This window comes from Nonomuraea sp. NPDC003201, assembly GCF_053590415.1.
Genome location: NZ_JBSFTC010000001.1, coordinates 217,163 through 235,606 on the forward strand (window position 1 = coordinate 217,163; position 18,444 = coordinate 235,606).

15 protein-coding genes are annotated in these 18,444 nt (G+C 69.6%); 5 read left to right on the top strand and 10 right to left on the bottom strand.

Annotated elements, in window-relative coordinates:
* Window positions 1–41 precede the first annotated feature (41 nt).
* The 4 genes from ACWDX9_RS01040 to ACWDX9_RS01055 form a co-directional block, all read right to left on the bottom strand.
* A complete protein-coding gene (locus tag ACWDX9_RS01040; RefSeq protein ID WP_449947470.1) occupies window positions 42–1,451 on the bottom strand; it encodes a hypothetical protein in 1,410 nt (469 codons plus the stop codon).
* A gap of 84 nt (window positions 1,452–1,535) precedes the next feature.
* The gene (locus ACWDX9_RS01045) at window positions 1,536–2,255 is read right to left on the bottom strand and encodes a hypothetical protein (protein WP_350723786.1); all 720 of its coding nucleotides are present in this window, start codon (window positions 2,253–2,255) and stop codon (window positions 1,536–1,538) included.
* A gap of 154 nt (window positions 2,256–2,409) precedes the next feature.
* Window positions 2,410–4,020 carry an ABC-F family ATP-binding cassette domain-containing protein gene (locus ACWDX9_RS01050; protein ID WP_449947473.1) on the bottom strand — a complete coding sequence of 537 codons (1,611 nt, stop codon included), beginning with the start codon at window positions 4,018–4,020 and terminating at the stop codon, window positions 2,410–2,412.
* A 152-nt stretch (window positions 4,021–4,172) separates the two neighbouring features.
* Window positions 4,173–5,132, bottom strand: a complete 960-nt coding sequence (locus tag ACWDX9_RS01055; protein WP_449947475.1) for a phage baseplate protein — start codon at window positions 5,130–5,132, stop codon at window positions 4,173–4,175.
* Between the two features lie 175 nt (window positions 5,133–5,307).
* Here ACWDX9_RS01055 and ACWDX9_RS01060 point away from each other — a divergent pair, with 175 nt between their 5' ends.
* The 5 genes from ACWDX9_RS01060 to ACWDX9_RS01080 all read left to right on the top strand — a co-directional run bounded on the left by ACWDX9_RS01060 (window position 5,308) and on the right by ACWDX9_RS01080 (window position 9,794).
* On the top strand, window positions 5,308–6,477 hold the full coding sequence (locus tag ACWDX9_RS01060; protein WP_449947478.1) for a DUF4185 domain-containing protein: 1,170 nt from the start codon (window positions 5,308–5,310) through the stop codon (window positions 6,475–6,477).
* On the top strand, window positions 6,474–7,484 hold the full coding sequence (locus ACWDX9_RS01065; protein WP_449947480.1) for a DUF4432 family protein: 1,011 nt from the start codon (window positions 6,474–6,476) through the stop codon (window positions 7,482–7,484). The genes ACWDX9_RS01060 and ACWDX9_RS01065 overlap by 4 nt, the downstream gene beginning before the upstream one ends.
* Window positions 7,481–8,251 carry an SDR family NAD(P)-dependent oxidoreductase gene (locus ACWDX9_RS01070; protein WP_364245533.1) on the top strand — a complete coding sequence of 257 codons (771 nt, stop codon included), beginning with the start codon at window positions 7,481–7,483 and terminating at the stop codon, window positions 8,249–8,251. Before ACWDX9_RS01065 ends, ACWDX9_RS01070 begins: the two co-directional genes overlap by 4 nt.
* Window positions 8,252–8,466: 215 nt before the next feature.
* Window positions 8,467–8,886 carry a peptidase inhibitor family I36 protein gene (locus tag ACWDX9_RS01075; protein ID WP_363977656.1) on the top strand — a complete coding sequence of 140 codons (420 nt, stop codon included), beginning with the start codon at window positions 8,467–8,469 and terminating at the stop codon, window positions 8,884–8,886.
* Between the two features lie 128 nt (window positions 8,887–9,014).
* Window positions 9,015–9,794 carry a hypothetical protein gene (locus tag ACWDX9_RS01080; protein WP_449947484.1) on the top strand — a complete coding sequence of 260 codons (780 nt, stop codon included), beginning with the start codon at window positions 9,015–9,017 and terminating at the stop codon, window positions 9,792–9,794.
* Here the strand turns inward: ACWDX9_RS01080 and ACWDX9_RS01085 are convergent.
* From ACWDX9_RS01085 to ACWDX9_RS01110, 6 genes are all read right to left on the bottom strand, one after another.
* Window positions 9,753–11,189 (bottom strand): S10 family peptidase, encoded by a 1,437-nt coding sequence (locus tag ACWDX9_RS01085; protein WP_449947487.1) that lies wholly within the window; start codon window positions 11,187–11,189, stop codon window positions 9,753–9,755. The two genes, ACWDX9_RS01080 and ACWDX9_RS01085, sit on opposite strands and share 42 nt — an antisense overlap.
* Window positions 11,190–11,198: 9 nt before the next feature.
* The gene (locus tag ACWDX9_RS01090) at window positions 11,199–12,431 is read right to left on the bottom strand and encodes an enolase C-terminal domain-like protein (protein WP_449947490.1); all 1,233 of its coding nucleotides are present in this window, start codon (window positions 12,429–12,431) and stop codon (window positions 11,199–11,201) included.
* A complete protein-coding gene (locus ACWDX9_RS01095; protein WP_449947493.1) occupies window positions 12,428–15,403 on the bottom strand; it encodes a glycoside hydrolase family 38 N-terminal domain-containing protein in 2,976 nt (991 codons plus the stop codon). The genes ACWDX9_RS01090 and ACWDX9_RS01095 overlap by 4 nt, the downstream gene beginning before the upstream one ends.
* Entirely contained in the window at window positions 15,403–16,212 is an 810-nt protein-coding gene (locus ACWDX9_RS01100) for a carbohydrate ABC transporter permease (protein ID WP_449947495.1), read from the bottom strand. Before ACWDX9_RS01100 ends, ACWDX9_RS01095 begins: the two co-directional genes overlap by 1 nt.
* Window positions 16,209–17,057: a carbohydrate ABC transporter permease gene (locus ACWDX9_RS01105; protein WP_449947498.1), complete on the bottom strand. Its 849-nt coding sequence runs from the start codon at window positions 17,055–17,057 to the stop codon at window positions 16,209–16,211. Before ACWDX9_RS01105 ends, ACWDX9_RS01100 begins: the two co-directional genes overlap by 4 nt.
* A gap of 112 nt (window positions 17,058–17,169) precedes the next feature.
* Window positions 17,170–18,417, bottom strand: a complete 1,248-nt coding sequence (locus ACWDX9_RS01110; RefSeq protein ID WP_449947501.1) for an ABC transporter substrate-binding protein — start codon at window positions 18,415–18,417, stop codon at window positions 17,170–17,172.
* Window positions 18,418–18,444: the final 27 nt, after the last annotated feature.

An 18,444-nucleotide genomic window follows, 5' to 3' on the forward strand; every position in this document is an offset into this window, starting at 1 on the left:
ACGTAACGTGATCGCCGCTCACGGATTCAGGCGATGGCCGGTCAGCCGGTGGTGGTGGGTGAGGGGGCTTCGGTGGGGGTGGTCGTGGTGGGTGGGGTGGGGGTCTGGGTGGGGGTTTGGACCGGGGTGGTGGTCGGGGTGGGGCAAGGGGTGCGGGTGCCGGGGGCGGAGGGTGGCGGGTCGTCCTCATGGGGCGGGCCGCCCGCCGGTGGCCGGTGCGTCGGCGGGGACGGTGGAAGCTGGGGGACGTACGTCGGGGGCTGCCAGTCCGACGGCTGAGGAGGGTCGGAGGGGTCGTGGAACGCGGGCACGTCGGCCTCCGACGAAGAGCGTACGGAGTCGCGGACCGGCGCGACGGACGGCACCAGCATCGGGACGCCGGTGACGCCGATCGGACGGGTGGTCCTGCTGTCCAGGACGGGATCGCCCGTCACCGCCACGTCCGGGGGGTCGGAGGAGCGCCAGGGCAGGCGGATGGCGGGCGGCTCGCCCGTGGCCGGGAACGCGGCCGTCGCCACCCCCGACACCCCGCCCTCCTCGGTCTCGAGCTGATGGAAGATCAGCGCTATCGCCACCACGGCCGCGACCGCCGCCAGCGCGCCTGCCAGCGCCTTAGGCCACCCTCGAGCGTTCCTGTCCGCGGGAACGGGAAATCCGGCGGCGCCCAGGTTGCCCGTACGCCTGGCGACGTAACGGCGGTACGGCAGGAGTTCGGGGTCGACGAAGCAGCTCATCACCCGCAGGCGGAGCGTGTCGGGCAGGGTCTGCTGGGGCAGCAGCCCGAGGACCTTGGCGGGCGACACCTCGCGGGTGCGGTGCGGCGCACAGGTCTCGCAGCGCCGCAGGTGCCGGACCAGGCGTTCGCGCATCTCCTGGGTCAGCTCGCCGGAGAACCCGGCCAGGATCGCGGCCCGCTGCGGGCAGTCGTACGGGCCCTTCAAGGCGAGGATCTCGGCGGTGATCGCGTCGCGCAGCCGCTCGCGCGCCCCCTCCAGGACCTGCTCGACCTGCCGCGTCCCCAGCACCTGGGCCAGCTCCGGCGCGGGCAGCGAGTGCCGGTACGTGAGCTCCAGGGCCTCGCGGTCGGCGACGGGCAGGCTCTGGACGGCGTTCCAGGCCATGACCCGCAGGTCGGCGTCGGCCGCGTCGTGCGGCGGCGGGGCCTTGGCCAGGGCCTCGGCGGACCCCGGCGGCGCGGCGGCCCGGCGGCGCAGGCATTCGGCGCGGGCCAGCGCGTACAGCCAGGTGCGCAGCCTGTCCGGGTCGGCCAGCGCGCCCGCGTGCGCCTCCGCCGCGATGAGGGTGTCGCGGAGCGCCACCTGGGCGCTGTCCGCGTTCAGCAGGAGGGACCAGCAGTAGCGGTAGACGCTCTCCGCGTACGTGTCATAGAGCGCGGCGAGCGCGCCCGGGTCACGGGCGCGGAGTGCTTCGACCAGGACGCGGTCATTCATATGACCGAAGGTAATTGATTGGTAACTAGTAGTTCTACCGCTTTCGGGGTGTCGGTATAACAACGCCTTTGGATTTTACCCAATTCATTGTTTATGCTCCGACACGACCTGTGTGCTCCGATCTACCGAGAACGGCTCGGTCACCGGCTTGACGGTATGGACCGGCGCGGCTCCGGCGAGCGCCAGTTCCTCGTAGGGACGGCCGGTCGAGCCCCAGGTCCGGGCCGTGATGTCAGTCCTCGCGACCTTTGTCCCTTGGGGCAGCCCTGACACGGTGAGGATGAATCGCGGCGGACTTCCGGTTTTGACGTCGTCCACGAATGTGCTCCCGCCGCCGAGGAGTTTGCCCGCTTTGTCGCGCAGCAACGCGTTCACGACGAGACTGCTGGCCGACATTTGATAGGGATTGCCGACATATCCAGTAATAAGGTATGAGCCGTCTTTCTGGGGCAATGTCTGGACTCGGCTGACAGGGAACCGCTGGAACGCGGAGGGAATCCGCGCCGCCGCCCGCCAGCGCGCGGGACGGTACTGGATCGTCACCTTCGCCGGCTTCTCGGATGCGGTGGCCTGGCCGGTGAAGGCCAGCGAACCGCCCGGCGGCACGGCGTCGAGCGGCTGGTCCATCCTGACCACCTCGGTGCCCTTGGCGTCGTGTCCGACGATCGTGGCCACCACGTGCTCTCCGAAGTGCCACGGGTTGGCGTTGCTGAGCACACCCGCCCAGGTGACGGCGTACCCGTCGGCGGATTTGACGATATTGGAGACCTGCTCCTTGAGCGCAAGGGGCTTGAGCTCTTGCACGGGTCGCTTCTCGCTCGCGCACCCGGAGAGGCAGATCGCCCCGAGTGCGCAGAGTGCGAGCAGGCTGACGGTTCGACTGCGCGGGATCACTTTGCCGTGATAACCCGTGCATGGGCACGGCTGGCAGAGGACACGCGCCAGGCGTACCAACTCTTTAACGGGGACGTACGACCCTGGCCTCGTCCCAAACCGGCTCGGACGACTCGTAGACCGTGCCGTCGGAGCCGAAGACCAGGTAGCGGTCGAAGTCGGCGGCGAACCAGCGGTCGTGGGTGACCGCCACGACCGTGCCGTCGAACGCGTCGAGGCCGGCCTGCAGCGCCTCCGCGCTGGCCAGGTCGAGGTTGTCGGTCGGCTCGTCGAGCAGCAGCAACGTGGCCCCGGACAGTTCGAGCAGCAGGATCTGCAGCCGGGCCTGCTGCCCGCCGGAGAGCGTGTCGAACCGCTGCTCGGCGATCAGCCCCGCCAGCTCGTAGCGGGCCAGCGTCTTCATGGCCTCGTTCTTGAGCTTGGCGTGCTCGGTCATGACGATCTCGACCGGGGTGCGGCCGAGCAGGTCGGGCCTGGCGTGCGTCTGGGCGAAGTGGCCGGGGACCACGCGGGCGCCGAGCTTGGCGACCCCCTCGTGGTTGACCGGCTCTCCGGCCAGCAGGCGCAGGAAGTGGGACTTGCCCGAGCCGTTGGAGCCGAGGACCGCGACGCGCTCGCCGTACCAGACCTCCAGGTCGAACGGGCTCATGAGACCGGTGAGCTCGAGCACCTCGCAGGTGATCGCGCGCTTGCCGGTGCGGCCGCCCCTGAGGCGCATCTTGATGTTCTGGTCGTTGGGAGGCGTCTCCGGCGGGCCCGCCTCCACGAACTTGCGCAGCCGGGTCTGGGCGGCGTGGTACGGGGCGGCCATGCCGTCGTTGTATCTCGCCTTGTTCTTGAGCATGTTGACCAGGGCCTTGAGCTTGGCGTGCTCTTCGTCCCAGCGCCTGCGCAGCTCGTCGAGGCGCTCGTTGCGGGCCTTGCGGGCCTCGGTGTACGTGCCGAACCCGCCGCCGTGGATCCAGATGTTGCCGGACTCGACGGTCACGATGCGGTCGGCCGCGTTCGCCAGGAGCTGGCGGTCGTGGCTGACCAGCAGCACGGTCTTGGGTGTCTCCCTGAGCTGCTGCTCCAGCCACTCCTTGCCGGGGACGTCGAGGTAGTTGTCGGGCTCGTCGAGCAGCAGCGTCTGGTCGGGGCCGCGCAGCAGCGCCTCCAGGACGAGCCGCTTCTGCTCGCCGCCGGACAGCGTGGACACGTCCCGATATTTCACCCTTTCGTACGGGACGCCGAGCGCGGCCACCGTACACGTGTCCCACAACACCTCGATGTCGTAGCCACCCGCGTCGGTGTAGTCGCTGATGGCCTGCGCGTAACGCATCTGCGTCTTCTCGTCGTCGCGCTCCATCATGACCAGCTCGGCCGCGTCGAGCCGCTCGGCCGCCTTGCGCACGGCCGGTGGGGCGACGCCGAGCAGCAGGTCGCGCACGTTGCTCCCGTCGCGCACGCTGCCGATGAACTGGCGCATCACGCCCAGCCCGCCGGAGCTCGCCACGCTGCCGTCGACCGGCTGGAGGTCACCGGCGATCAGCCGCATGAGCGTGGTCTTGCCCGCGCCGTTCGGCCCGACGAGCGCCGCTTTGACGCCTTCGCCGATCCGGAAGGACACGTCGTTGAGCAGGGGCCGCCCGTCGGGCAGCACGTACGTGAGATGTCCTACTTCGACGTGGCCCATCCCGGCAGGCTACCGGGCCCCTTCCGGCGCGGTCACCACATTTTCCGCCGATCAGCCGGTCCACACCTGTCACACCGCGCATCCCGCCCCGGATCCGCTCCAAGGCCGCGCCCGCCTGGATCCGGCGTCCGGCCGCGGACGCGGTCTGTTGCTCAGACGAGGGCGGACTTGTAGAAGATGCTGGCCTTGCGGGCTCCCGCGGCGCCCGAGGCGAGGCCGAGGCACAGCCTGGGCCGTCCCGACACGATCTGGATCGCCATGCCCTCCGGCTCGCGGTAGTCCAGGGACTTGCCCGCCTGGCTGAGCGAGCGCTGGACTTTGGCGCCCGTGCGCAGGTCGACGCAGGTGATGTACGTGTTGCCCGGCGCGGGGTTGGAGGAGCCGTACGCCGTGCCGTCGAGCAGGTAGAGGTAGTTGCCGTAAGCCGTGTAGCCCTGGAAGACGCCCAGACCGGACGGCTGCGCGACGTCGTACAGCTTCTTGGCCGTGCCCGCCTTGACCGCCGCCAGCGAGTACGCCACGAACCGCGCCTGGCCGCCGACCCGGCAGCGCATGATCAGCCGGTTGGTGGACGGGTCGATGGCGCAGGTGGTGCTGGTCGCGCCCGAGATCAGGGTGTACTTGGTGAGCGCCGAGGACGACGGCGTGAGCGTCTGGCCGTTGACGAACTTGAACCTCGCCAGCCGCCGCCCCCACGCGTTCCCCGAGCCGTCGGCGACCGCGTCGGTCTCCGTCCACAGGTAGGCGGAGCTGCCTGACGGCTCGACGCCGATCTGCACGCCGTGGCCGAAGCCCATGAGGTACATGTGGCCGAGCACCGATCCGGACAGGCTCAGCTTGGTCACGCAGAGATCTCCGGCCGCCGCCGAGCCTGAGCCGTTCTTCAGCTGGGCCAGGTAGATGTGCCCGTTGGTGTTGTCGAAGGCGAACGACTGCAGCACGGTCTCGTCGTACAGCGCCTTCTTCCAGATCAGCTGGTCGGCGGGCGCCGCCAGGTCGAACCGGCCCGCTGCGGAGGCGGAGGCGGTCGCCGCCGCCGTCTCCGTGCCCGCCAGGGCCGCCGCCGCGGCTCCGGCGCCGACCTTGAGCAGATCTCGGCGAGTGACCGGCATATGGCCTCCATAACGGATATATACGGATATTTCAGGAAGCCATCACCCTAGTGCAGCCTGCTGAGGATCACCTCCGAACTCCAACGATCCAATTCGGCCGAGTGTGAGAGGGCCCTAGACAGTAAGTGATCTAATGACTAGAACTGTAGGGAACTTCCCTCCCCAAGGACGAGTGATGACGCGATTCCGCTCCGCCTTAGCACCCCTCGCCATCGCGTTGGCCGGCCTGACGGCCGTACCGCAGCAAGCCTGGGCCGCCCCGCCCAAACCCGTCCCCTCGGTGGCCCAGCAACAGCAGTCGCCGGCCACCCAGAAGGCCGCGTGTGGCCCGACTGTCAAGGCAACCACCACCGACGCCCGCCTGACCAGCCTTTTCACCAACTACGGCAATGACAACAGCCGGCTGGACGACTGGACGGGCGCCGACGGCACCTACTCGGTCAAGCTGCCGAACGGCAAGGAGCTGTGGATCTTCTCCGACACGTTCCTCGGCCGGGTGAACACCGACGGCTCGCGCCCGCCCGTGGTCGGGGAGGGCGGGGACACGGTCTTCCTGAACAACTCCTTCGCCGTCGAGCGCGACGGCAAGCTGTCCACGATCCACGACGGCACCGCCGCCGCGCCGACCGCCGTCATGCCTCCGCGTGACCAGAACCACTGGTACTGGGCCGGCGACGCGACGGTGGCCGGCGGGCTCGTGGAGGTCACCTACCAGGAGTACGAGCGCTACGGCACCGGCGCGTGGGACTGGCGCTGGCACCGGAACGTGGTGGCCAGGTTCGCCCCGGGCCGGCTGAACGCGCCCGTCAGCGTCACCGACCTGCCGTCCGGGCACGGCGTGGCGTGGGCCTCCGCGATCCTCAAGGACGGCGGATACACCTACGTGTACGGCGTCGAGGACCTCGGCTCCCCCAAGTACATGCACGTCGCCAGGGTCAGCGGGCAGAGCCTGCTGGGCACGTGGGAGTTCCTGAAGGCGGACGGCACCTGGTCACCGAACGAGGCCGACTCGGCGCGCGTCATGAGCGGCGTCGCGAACGAGTACAGCGTCACCAAGGTCGGATCCGGATATGTCCTGATCACGCATGACACGACCGAAGTGCTGAGCCCCAACATCGTGGCCTACACCTCGTGCTCCCCGTTCGGCCCGTTCACCGGCAAGCAGCACGTCTACACGACCCCCGAGACCAAGGGGAACATCTTCACCTACAACGCCCACGCTCATCCCGAGGTCGCGGGCAACGGTCTCGTGATCTCCTATAACGTCAACAGCTTCGTGAACACCGACCACTACCGGGACGTGACCATCTACCGGCCGAGATTCCTGGATGTGACCTTCCAGTGAGGCGTAACTGGGCGGCCCGCCTACGGCCCGTCACGATCGACGGGCTGCGGGCGGTCGTGCTGGAGAACGAGCGGCTGCGCGTGACCGTCCTGCCGGACAAAGGCGGCGACGTGCTGGAATTTCTGCACAAGCCCACCGACACGGACTTCGTCTGGCTCTCCCCGCAGGGCCTGCGCAACCCGCACGACCACCTCCAGGGCGCGGCCGACGACGTCGCCCAGTTCATCGACCACTACGAGGGCGGCTGGCAGGAGGTCTTCCCGAACGGCGGCGCGCCCAGCGAGTATCGGGGCGCGCGGCTGGCGCAGCACGGGGAGGTCTCCGGGCTGCCGTGGCGCTGCGAGGTCGTGGCCGACTCCGAGGAGGAGGTCGCGGTACGGCTCAGCGTACGGACGCGGCGGCTGCCGTACCGGATGGAGAAGGTCTTCAGGCTCAGGTCGGGCACGGCGGCGCTGGAGATCGAGGGCCGGGCCACCAACGAGGCCGAGCTCCCGCTGCACGCCATGTGGGGGCAGCACATCGTGTACGGCCTGCCGTTCCTGCGTCCCGGCGCCCGGATCAGGCTGCCGGAAGGCGTTAAGGTGATCCCCCACGAAAGCGCGATAAATCCGGCGGGCCGCCGGGTCCGGGCGGGCGGGCCATGGGAGTGGCCCGTCGTCCCGGCCGACGGCGGCGGCGAGACCGACCTGAGCGTGGTGCAGGAGCCGGGGTCGCCGAGCGACATCGTCTACCTGACAGGCTTCGACGAGGGTTGGTACGAAATTTCGGGGGATATCGGTATGCGGGTGGAGTGGGATGCGACTCTCCTGCCGTACCTGTGGATGTGGCAGGAGCTCGGCGCGTCCACCGGCTACCCCTGGTGGGGACGGGCGTACACGCTGGGGCTCGAACCGTTCTCCAGCATGCCGACCGACGGCCTGGCCGCCGCGGTGGACAACGGCACGGCCCTCGTCCTGGGCCCGCACGAGACGAAGGTGTTGAGGTTGCGCGCGGAGGTTCTGGCATGAGCGAGTTCAGCGGGAAGGTCGCGCTGGTCACGGGCGGTTCGATGGGCATCGGGCGGGCCGTGGTGGACCGGCTGGCCGACGGCGGGGCTTCCGTGGTGTTCTGCGGGGTGGACAAGGACGCGGCGCTTGATACCGAGAGCGTCACCGGCGTGGTCGCCGACGTGCGCCGGGCCGACGACATGCGCGACCTGGTGGACCTGGCCGTGACCAGGTACGGCGGGCTCGACGTCGTCGTCACCTGCGCGGGCGTGCAGCGCTACGGCACGGTCGAGGACACCCCGGAGGAGGTCTGGGACGAGGTGCTCGACATCAACCTCAAGGGCGTCTACCTCACCTGCAAGGCGGCCGTCCCCAAGCTGAGGGCCCGCGGCGGCGGCTCGATCGTGATCATGTCGTCGGTGCAGGCGTTCTCCTCGCAGGCGCAGGTGGCCGCCTACACCGCGAGCAAGGCCGCGCTCAACGGCCTGACCAGGGCCATGGCGCTCGACCACGCCGCCGACGGCATCCGGGTGAACGTGGTCTGCCCGGGCTCGGTGGACACCCCGATGCTGCGCTGGGCGGCGGACCTGTGGCGGGGCGACCTGTCGCAGGAGGAGCAGGTCGCGCAGTGGGGCCGCTCCCACCCGCTGGGCCGGGTGGGCCGGCCCGAGGAGGTGGCCGAGCTGGTGGCGTTCCTGGCGGGGCCGCGCTCGTCGTTCATCACCGGGGCCGAGCACCGGGTGGACGGCGGCCTGCTCGCGCAGAATCCGGCCGCCCTTCCCGAATAGCCCACAGGTTCCCCTGGGGGCGTACCAAAGCTGGCAAGTGTTGTGTCAACGCGACGAACTTGCAGGTCGTACCACTGATACCAGTGGTCCTCGGCGTGCCGGGCACGCGACCCGATCCGGGCGCGGAGCCTTGATCGTGCGGCGAGTCATAGCGGCTCGTGTTCGATCTTGCACGCTAGGTTACGAGGTCGAAACGACTCACCGAGGAGAGACCTGTGAGGCTATCGAGAAAGGCCGCCGGCATCGTCGCCGCGGCCGCGCTGTTGACCGCGGTCGTGCCGGCCACCGCAGCGGTGGCCAGCCCCCGCTCGACCTGCTACGGCGGTCGAGTCTGCCTGTACGCCAGCTTCGACTACAACCGCGGTCAGGTCGACCACTGGCGTGACTTCATCGAGGATGACTCGGACTTCGCCGACAACAACTGGCTGAACTGGGACTTCAGCAACTCCTGGGAGACCATGGACAACGAGACCAGCTCTGTCAGGAATCGCATCGGCTGCAGCGCCACCCTCTGGCAGCACCCGGGGTACACGGGAGCCCACAGCACGTTCATGCACAACTCGAACGACGGCTTCCTGGCGAACAACGCCATCGGCAACAACCGCGCCAGCGCGCTCGACATCTGGTGCCGCTGAGCAGTAACGGGAGTGCCGGTTTCCGGGCTTGGCCGCCGGAAACCGGCTGTCGCGGACTCCTCGCGGGCGCACTGCTGCTGACCACGGTCACGGCCTGCGCCGCCGACGAGCCCGCGCCGCGAGCGCCGGTGAAAGGCGTCTCCTCGGTGTCGGAGCTGGTGCTGCCGTTCGACGCCTACAAGACCACTCCCGAGCAGCGGGCCGTCCTGGGCAACGCCCACAACCAACTCGTCGTGCAGTGCATGCGCAAGCAGGGCATCACGATCGACCCACCCGCGGAGGACGCCGCCGCCCTCGCCGCGGTGGACCCCGGCAACTCCCGCCGTTACGGCGTGGCCGACATCGAGGCGGCCAAGACCTACGGCTATCACCTCGCCCGGCCGCCCTCGCCCGACACCACGGGCGCCTGGGCCGGCAAGCTCCCCAAACCCGCCCGGCACCGCCTGTACGGCACCGCCGCCGACCGCGGCTGCCTGGACCGGGCCACGCTCACCCTGGACAAGGGCTCGACGAAGGCCGACTGGCCGTGGCTGGCCCTCCAGGACTCGCTCACGCTGGAGCAGGCCGCCAAGGATCCGTCCGTGACGGCGGCCGCCAAGCGCTGGGAGACGTGCATGGGCGAGGCGGGCGAGTCCTACCCGGCTCCCGAGGCCGCCATCGCCGACAGCCGCTGGGACCTGGACAAGCCTGCCGTCAGCGAGGACGAGAAGCAGACCGCGACCGCCGACACGACCTGCAAGTGGTCGTCGGGCCTGGTGGCGGCCTGGTTCACGGCCGACGCGGAGCTCCAGCGGGCGGTCGTCCGGGACAACCCCGACCGCTTCGCCGCGCTCCGCGACAACCTCAAACAGCGCCTGGCCCGGGCCTCAGCCCTGCTGACCGAGCACGAAGGCGGCCAGGTCGGCTGACTGCCGGAGCCTGCTCGGCTCGTGGACGTACATCATGTGGCCGGCCTCGTAGTACCTGAACTCGACGTTGGCGGCCAGCTCCGCGGGCACGGGCAGGTGCGCGAACGCGTGCTCGGCGGCGTAGTACGGCGTCGCGCCGTCGTGGTAGCCGCAGGCCACGTGCACGCGCAGGTGCGGGTTGGCCCGCATCGCGTCGGCCAGCTTGTCGACCACCGCGACGTGGGCGCCCTCGAACTCCTTGAACGACCACGGGTGCACCCGCGACGTGAGCACCTCGTACGGCAGGTCGTTGGCGTAGCCCAGCTCGGCGCGCAGGTAGTGGTTGAGCGCGGCGCTGTAGGGGCCCATGATCGCGTTCATGCTGGGGTCGGCGGAGAAGTGCTCGCGCCCCGAGTCGGGGTCCCAGCCGGTGAACCGGCCGTCGAGGCGGCCGACGACCTGGCGGCGCGAGCGCAGCACCTCGGTGAAGAACCTGATGTGCTCGATCCGCAGGTCCACGCGGTCGACGTAGTCCTCGCTCAGCCCGGTCAGCGCGGCGACCGTGGAGACGGCGGCCGAGCGCTCCTCGCCGGTGAGGCGGTTGCCGCGGGCCAGCGCCCACGGGTAGTCGCGCTCGGCGTACGCCTCGGCCTCGCGCAGCACGTCGGCCAGCGGCCGGTCACCGTGCAGCCCGTGATAGTGCGCAATAGCGGCATAAGTCGGCAAATAGAGGGCGTAGGACAGGTCGTTGCCCTGGTTGAAATCCCCGGTGATGAAGTCGAGCACCGAGGAGATCAGCATCACGCCGTTGAGGTACATGCCGTACCGCGACTGCAGGTGGTCCGCCAGCCCGGCCGCCCTGACCGTCCCGTACGACTCCCCCGCCAGGAACTTCGGCGACATCCACCGCCCGTTCCTGGTGGTCCACAACCGGATGATCTCCCCGACGGACTCGATGTCGCCGGTGAAGCCGTGGTACGGCTCCGGCTTCTCACCCTCGGCCGCCCGCGAGAAGCCCGTCGAGACCGGGTCGATGAAGACCAGGTCGCTCACGCTCAGCAGGCTCTCCTCGTTGTCGGCCAGCCCGTAAGGGGGAGGCAGGAGCGCGCCCGCGTCCCCCATCACGACCCGGCGCGGCCCGAGCACGCCCAGGTGCAGCCACACGCTCGACGATCCCGGGCCGCCGTTGAACGCGAACGTGACCGGCCGGCTCAGCGGCTCGGCCCCGTCGAGCGTGTACGAGGTGACGAACATCTCGGCCTTGGGCCGCAGGCCCCCGAACCTGCCGTCGTCGATCACCTCCTCGCGCAGCACCATGGTGCCGGTGGTGGCGGTGTACGCCTGCCCGGACGGCAGCGTGTGCGAGGTGGTGACGAGATTGTCAGCCGGCGGGGCCGGCTGGGTTTCTTCCGACATATCGCCCAATTATGGAGCTATATCGAGGGACACGGTGGGGTCGGCGAACCGTTCGTTCGGCACAGTGGCGTACCAGCCGGGCCGCCCGGGGTCCCGGTCGTACGGGTAGCCGCCCGTCTCCCGGTAGAACTCGGCGTACTGGGCGACCCGCTCGGGATCCAGGCGCACCCCCAGCCCGGGGCCGGACGGCACCGCGATGGCGCCCTCCGAGTACGCCAGCTTCCCGCCCTCGATCACGTCGTCCCTGAGCTGGTGGTAGTGCGCGTCGGCGGCGTAGGTGAGGTTCGGCAGCACGGCGCCGAGGTGCAGCATGGTCGCCAGCTGGATGCCCAGCTCGCCCGAGGAGTGCACGGCCACCCCGAGCTGGAACGTCTCGCACACCCCCGCCGCCTTCACGCACGGCCTGATGCCGCCCCAGAACGTCGTGTCCAGCAGCACCACGTCGGCGGCCCTGCGCATGACGTTGGCGGCGAGCTGCTCGAAGTTGACGACGACGGTGTTCGTCGCCAGCGGCACCCTGACCTGCTCGCGGATGGCCCTGAGCCCTTCGAGCCCCCAGACCGGGTCCTCCAGGTAGTCGTTGTTCAGCCCTTCGATGGCCCGGCCGAAGCGCAGCCCCTCGGCCACCGACAGCACGGCGTTCGGGTCGTACCTGAGCCGGTCGTCGGGGAACGCCTCGGCCAGCGCCCGGTAGCACTCCAGCTCGTGGTCCGGCGGGAACACGCCGCCCTTGAGCTTGTGCACGGTGAACCCGTGGTCGGCCTTGAGCTGCTTGGTGTGCTCGACGAGCTGGTCGGGCGTGCGGATCTCGCCGTATCCCTTGGCCGCGTACCGGAAGAACAGGTACGAGGCGAACGGCACGGCGTCGCGGATCCGCCCCCCGAGCAGGTCGTACGCGGGAACGCCCAGGTGCTGCCCGATGAGGTCGATGCAGGCGAACTCGATGGCCGCCAGGAGCTGCGTCCTGTTGTTGTAGAGCGAGGCCGTCGGGTTGGCGATCTTGAAGCGCAGCGCCTCCAGCTGGAAGGGATCATGGTCCTTCAGGTACGGCACGAGCGCCCGGAACGCCGCTTCCGCGCTCTCGCCCCCGCCGCCCATCTCGCCCAGCCCGACCAGCCCGTTGTCGGCCTCGACCTCGACGATCGTGCGCACGAACCGGCCCCAGTGGGCGCCGTTGCTGTGCCGCAGCGGCGCCTCCAGCGGGACCGCGACCGTCGTGGCCCTGATGTCAACGATCTTCACGAACACGTCCCCCAAACAACGGCCACCCCGCAGGCGGGCAGCCGTACCTTGACCGTCTCGTCCACGACATCGAGCCCGCGGGCCGAGCGCAGGCCCGGCAGGCCGACCGTCACCTCGACCGGCTCGGCGGCCAGCGACTGCAGCCGCACCACGCGCTCCTCACCTGCCCGGCCGAGGGACGTGACGAGCACGTCGGGGTGGTCGACGGACACGTACGTCTCGGTGGCGTCGGGGCTGTCGGTGACGAGCGCGCCGACGAACGGCTCGGTCAGCCCCGAGGCCGCCGCCGCGCCGAGCCGCCGCCCCTGGGCTCCGGCCTCCGAGGTCACGGCGTAGCGGAACGTGGTCTCGCCCTGCTGCTGGGCCGGGAAGTTGGTGTCCCAGATGTTGTTGAGCGCCCACGAATAGACCGTGCCGTCCTCCTGGTCGAGGGTCGGCGGGAACGGCGCGTACGGCATGTGGATGGTGCCGAGCTGCACCAGCGGCGCTTCCAGCGTGGCCCAGGCGACGGTCAGCTCGGGGTCCTCGAACGCGATCCAGTGCCTGATCGGCAGCATGTACTCGGCCGAGCCCGGCACGCGCGGCACGTCAGGACCGCCGACGCCGCCGGTCAGCTCCCAGGCGGTGGCCGGCCCGGTGGCGAACGGGAAGGCCAGGAAGACGGCCTCCTTGGCGGGGGTGCCCTGCTTGGCGAGCTGGTAGGTCAGGTCGACCCTGGGCACGCCGGCGTGCAGCTCGATCGTCGTGCGGATCCAGTCGACGCCCTTGCCGTGCAGCTCGACGACCAGCTTCTCGCCCACGGCCGTGCGCTGGACCTTGGTGATCGTGGCGCCCTTGCCGATGGCCCGGTCACCGAGGAGCGTGCGGTCGTGCGCTCCGACGTGTCCCGACAAATGGTTGAAATGCGGGGCGGTGGCGTACTGATCGTAGACGTACTGGCCGAAGCCGGCCGCCGCGTCGCCGTTGACCAGCTCGCGGCCGGCCCGCTTGTCGAAGATCGAGCCGACGTAGCCCTCGCGGACGTCGTAGGCCACGCGGTAGAACTCGTTCTCGATCACCCCGCTCGGGTCCAGCTCGACCGGCTCGGGGGCCTGGTTCACGCCGGGCACGACGTCGAGGCGGGCGTAGCTGTAGCCGGGCACGTCGGGGACGACCGCGTGGACGTGCCGCCCGATGGGCCGGGTCGGCCAGTCGTCCGGGTGCACCAGCTCCTCGTGGTGCGGAAGCGTCTCCCCGGTCCGCGAGTCCACCAGCGCGATCGGCACGTCCACGCCCACCACGTCCCTCGGCAGGAACGCGCGGACCACGTCGGTCCGCGTCCAGGTGCCGGGGTTGAAGACGGCGAACGAGGCCAGCGCGCCGCCCTCGGTGCCCGCCTCCGACAGCGCGGCGCCGAACCTGCGGACCGCGGCGTGCAGCAGGTCGGCCGCGTCGTCCTGGGCGTCGTAGGCGCCGGACGACTTGCGCGTCCACTGCAGGCCGCCCGAGTCGCCCGCCTCCTCGGCGTCCTCCCACGGGTTGGCCGCGCCCCAGGTGTGCTCGTTGAACAGGGCGACCTTGTCGTAGGCCGCGTCCACCTGCTCGGTCGCGTCCACCCCGGCCAGCGTGTGCAGCGTCTCGGCGACCCGCAGGGCCGACTGCGCCCGGCGCACGTAGCCGAGCGGGCGCGCGCCCGAGCCGAGCCCGTCGGCCCACCAGTCGGTCCAGTCGCCCTCGTGCACGGACAGCCGGTCGTGGTAGCGCTCCTCGACGTGCTCGAAGAAGTCGCTGTTCACGGCCGAGCGCAGGCGCGGGTAGGCCCACTCCTCGTTCCACCGGCGCGCGATCGACGCGGGCACGATCGACGGGCCCGCGTTGTCGGCGTGCGCTCCCTGCACCCGCAGGTGCAGCACGTCCAGCTCGTACGGCTCCTTCGGCGCGTCCGGCCCCTGCCAGCCGAACGTCCCCGGCCCGTACGGGTAGCCGCGCGTGGCCAGCGCCGACAGGTAACGCGGCAGCAGGTCGTCGGCCAGCTCGTAGGAGTCGGTCAGCCCGACCGTGTTGCCCTCCATGTACGCCATGCCGTGCGGCGTGTCCGTGAACCACACGATGATCTCGTTGCCGCTCGGCGCCCGCCAGCGGAACGGCCTGGTCAGCTTGTCGCCGCCGTGCAGGTAGGGCACGGAGCGACCGGCCCAGTTGTGCGCCGCGGCCAGGTAACGCACGCCGTGCGAGTGCAGCGCGTCCACCAGGCCGACGACCGCGCCCGGCACGTCGGTGTGCATGGCGGACTTGGTGGCGAAGCCGTACTTCTGCTCCAGCTGGGTGGTGAAGCGGAGCTGGCGGTGCAGCTCCTCGGTCGAGCACGCCTCCGTGTGGAGCTGGAACGGCAGCGCGGTCACCTCGATCACGCCCTCGCGGGCCTTCTGCGCGAAGGACTCCACCATCTCGGCCGGCCGCGCGGCCAGCCACTTCAGCGCCGGCATCGACGACTCGACCGACCACCGGAACTTCGCGTCGTCCGGCCAGGACGCGGTCTCCTCGGCCAGCCGCAGCGCCGCGTCCAGGTAGTCGAGGTGGTGGCGGAGCACGGTGCCCTGCGGGTCGGTGTAGCCGATGTCCAGGTGCGAGTGGTGGACGACGAACACGCTCCACTTGCGCTGCGGGGTCACCGTGACCTGCGCGGTGCCGACCACCCCCGCGTCGTCGCGGCACTCCAGCGTGAACGCGCGCGGCGCGTCCACCTCGGGCACCAGCAGCGTCACGTCGCTGCCCGACGCGCTGTCCACGCCCACCAGCACGTGGGTCAGCGGCTCGGTGCTCGACACCCTGACCGCCTGCCGGCCGTCATGGGTGAACAGCGGCAGCACCGCGACCCGAACCTCCAGCCCGCGCACGCTGATCACCGGTGTCGAGGTGTCGTCGCGCAGCGCCTGCCTGATCCCGTCATAGTCGGGACTGCCCAGGCTCCGCTGGAGCAACCGGCTCGTCATCAAACACTCCCTAGAGACAGGCCCCTTGCGAAGAGGCGCTGGGTGGCGAGGAACAGCACGACGGTCGGCAGCGAGACCACGAGGCCCGCGGCCAGGCCGACGGGCACGGGCGTCCCGGCGTACACGTCGGTCATGAGGCCGGCGATGGCGGTCATCACCGGCCGCACGTCCTCGGTCTGGGACAGGGTCAGACCGAAGATGAGGTCGTTCCAGACGAAGGTGAACTCCAGGATGAACACCGCCGTCAGCGCGCTGAGCGAGATCGGCAGGTATATGCCCCAGAAGATGCGCCAGGTGGAGGCGCCGTCCATCCTGGCCGCTTCGAAGATCGAGAACGCTACGCCAGTGTAGAAGTTGCGCAGCACGAAGGCGGCCAGCGGCACGCTGATCGCCGTGTAGATGAGGATCATGCCGAGGCGGCTGTCGTAGAGGCCGGCGTCGCTGTAGCCGACGAACAGCGGCACCAGCAGCATCTGCGACGGGAAGACCGTGCCGCCGAAGATCAGGATGAACCAGAAGAACCCGTGCCGGAGCCGCAGCACCACGATCGTGTAGCCGGCCAGCGCCCCGATGAGCACGCCGAGCAGCGGTGAGACGACGGCGTAGAGCGCGGTGCTGGCCAGGCTCTGCGTCAGGTTGGCGCTGTCGAGCGCCCGCGCGAAGTTCTCGAACAGCGCGAAGTCGGACGAGGGTGCCCACGCCCGGCCCGGATCGTACGAGGCGGCCGGGCGCGCGGCGTTCACGAGCAGCAGGTACGTCGGCCCGAGCCAGACCAGCCCGAGCACGACCAGGACGGCACGCCGGATCACTGGGACACCTGCCGCTTGAGATAGAGGTAGGACGCCAGCCCGGTGACGACGGTCAGCATCACCGCCACGGCCGAGCCGTAGCCGTAGTCGCTGGCCACGAACGTCTCCTTGTACATGGTCACCGCCAGCGTCTCCGAGTTGCGCCCCGGGCCGCCCTGCGTCAGCACCCACACGATGTCGAACGTCTTCAGGCCGGCCACCAGCGCGAGCCCGACCACGACCGCCGTCAGCGGCCTCATGAGCGGCCAGATGACGTACCTGAACAGCCGCCACCCGCCGGCCCCGTCGAGCCGGGCGGCCTCGATCGGCTCCTTCGGGATCGACTGCAGCCCCACCACGAACAGCAGCATGTTGACACCGAGCTGCTGCCACGTCCAGACCAGCAGCATCGCCAGCGTGTTGACCGGCGCGTCCTGCAGGAACGCGGTGTCCACGCCGAGCAGCTTGTTGGCGATGCCGTCGTGCGACAGGATCGGGCTCCACACCATGGCCAGGCCGGCGCCGCTCAGCGCGTACGGCAGCAGGAACGGCACCCGGAACCACACGCCACCCTTGATGTCGTACGACAGCACCGCGACCAGCAGGCCGAGCCCGACGGGCAGCACCATGGTGCCGATGACCCAGAGCAGCGTGTTGCGGATCGAGGTGAGCAGGGCCGGGTCGTCGAGCAGCTTGCCGAAGTTGTGCGCGCCGATCCACTGGGCCGGCTCCAGGCCGTCATAGCGGGTGAAGCTGAGGTAGGCCGTCCACAGGAACGGCGCGTAAAGCAGCCCCGCCACCAGCAGGACCGCGGGCGCCACATAGCCGAACCCGAACCGCCCGAGTATAGGTGCGCGCGTGTTCATGGCCTCCACTCCGCGGAGGCGGGCTCGGTCGCTCCGGAGCCGCCGCCTTCCCTCGTCGCTCTGGTCGCTTCGCTCCCGCCGCTCCTCAGTCCAGGCGGCGGCGCTCCCTCGCTCACTGATGGGTGCTCCAGTACTCATCAGCGGCCTTCTGGATGGTCTCCAGGACCTCCTTGTAGCTGCCGGGCTCCGTCACGAACTTGCCGAACCCGTCCAGCGCGGCCGTCAGGACCGGCGGCGGGGTGGCCTCGAAGTACCGGTTGACCAGGCGGTACTGGCCGCTGCCCGCGTCCTTCGTGACGGTGCCGAGCGCCTTGTCAGAGATGCTCACCTTGGGGTTGGCGCTCACGTCTCCCCTGCTGGACGCCCACTTCTCCTGCGCCTCCGACGTGGTCCACCACTTGAGGTACTTCTGGTTGGCGGCGGGGTCGGCGCCCTTGGTCAGCGAGCAGAGCGGGCCGCTCTCGAAGATCATCGAGGTCTTGGGCAGCGAGGGGTTGACGTTGGGGATGGCGAAGAAGTCGTAGTCCTCGCCGGCCTTCATGTTGCGCTGGGTCATGCTGGTGTTGAACCAGGTGCCGAAGGAGACCATCGCCGCCTTGCCGTTCTTCAGCACGTCACCCGGGTCCGTTTTGTCGCCAGGATTGATGAAATATCCGGCGTCGATGAGGGACTTCCACTTCTCCATCACCTGGACCACGCCCGGGTCGGTGTACTTGGCCTTGCCGGTGGACAGGCGGTCGTACAGGTCGGGGTCGGAGCCGGCCATGAGCTGCTCGAACCAGACGAAGGAGAACAGCACGCTGGTGTGGTAGAAGGCCTTGACGCCGTTCTTCTTCAGCGTGTCGGCCACCTTGACCAGGTCGTCCCACGTCTTCGGCGCGGTGAGCCCGTACTTGTCGAAGATCTTTTTGTTGTAGAACATGCCCCAGTACGCGACGTTCATCGGCACGCAGTACTGCTTGCCGTCGATCGTGTAGTACGGCGCGAGGTCCTTCGACAGGTCGCCGGCCTGGATCGCCTGCTGCCAGATGTCCGTGGTGTCGGCCACCTGCTTCTGCTTGACGATCTCTTCGAGCATCCCCCCGGTCTGCCAGGTGAACAGGTCAGGCTTGACGTTCGTGCGGAACGACGCCTTGATGAACGCCTGGTATTGGGCCGAGTCCGTGTATCCCGTCGGCTTCATGCCCAGGCCGATGCTCTGCTTGGACAGGGCGCCCATCTGGTCGAAGTACTTCGTCCAGGCGCCCTTGTCGTTGTACAGGGTCAGCTCGCTCTTCTTCTGCGTCTCGGCGCCGTTTCCGCCGCAGGCGGTCAGGACGAGCGCCGCCACGCCGAGCGTGACCACACGTGACCGGAACATGGACCGGCCTCCTTGTTTCTTCAGGGG

Excerpts from the sequence above, each read along its gene's own strand:
- ACWDX9_RS01105 (WP_449947498.1), bottom strand. The coding sequence starts at position 17,057 with ATGAACACGCGCGCACCTATACTCGGGCGGTTCGGGTTCGGCTATGTG.
- ACWDX9_RS01095 (WP_449947493.1), bottom strand. The coding sequence starts at position 15,403 with ATGACGAGCCGGTTGCTCCAGCGGAGCCTGGGCAGTCCCGACTATGAC.
- ACWDX9_RS01110 (WP_449947501.1), bottom strand. The coding sequence starts at position 18,417 with ATGTTCCGGTCACGTGTGGTCACGCTCGGCGTGGCGGCGCTCGTCCTG.
- ACWDX9_RS01070 (WP_364245533.1), top strand. The coding sequence starts at position 7,481 with ATGAGCGAGTTCAGCGGGAAGGTCGCGCTGGTCACGGGCGGTTCGATG.
- ACWDX9_RS01040 (WP_449947470.1), bottom strand. The coding sequence starts at position 1,451 with ATGAATGACCGCGTCCTGGTCGAAGCACTCCGCGCCCGTGACCCGGGC.
- ACWDX9_RS01050 (WP_449947473.1), bottom strand. The coding sequence starts at position 4,020 with ATGGGCCACGTCGAAGTAGGACATCTCACGTACGTGCTGCCCGACGGG.
- ACWDX9_RS01060 (WP_449947478.1), top strand. The coding sequence starts at position 5,308 with ATGACGCGATTCCGCTCCGCCTTAGCACCCCTCGCCATCGCGTTGGCC.
- ACWDX9_RS01085 (WP_449947487.1), bottom strand. The coding sequence starts at position 11,189 with ATGTCGGAAGAAACCCAGCCGGCCCCGCCGGCTGACAATCTCGTCACC.
- ACWDX9_RS01055 (WP_449947475.1), bottom strand. The coding sequence starts at position 5,132 with ATGCCGGTCACTCGCCGAGATCTGCTCAAGGTCGGCGCCGGAGCCGCG.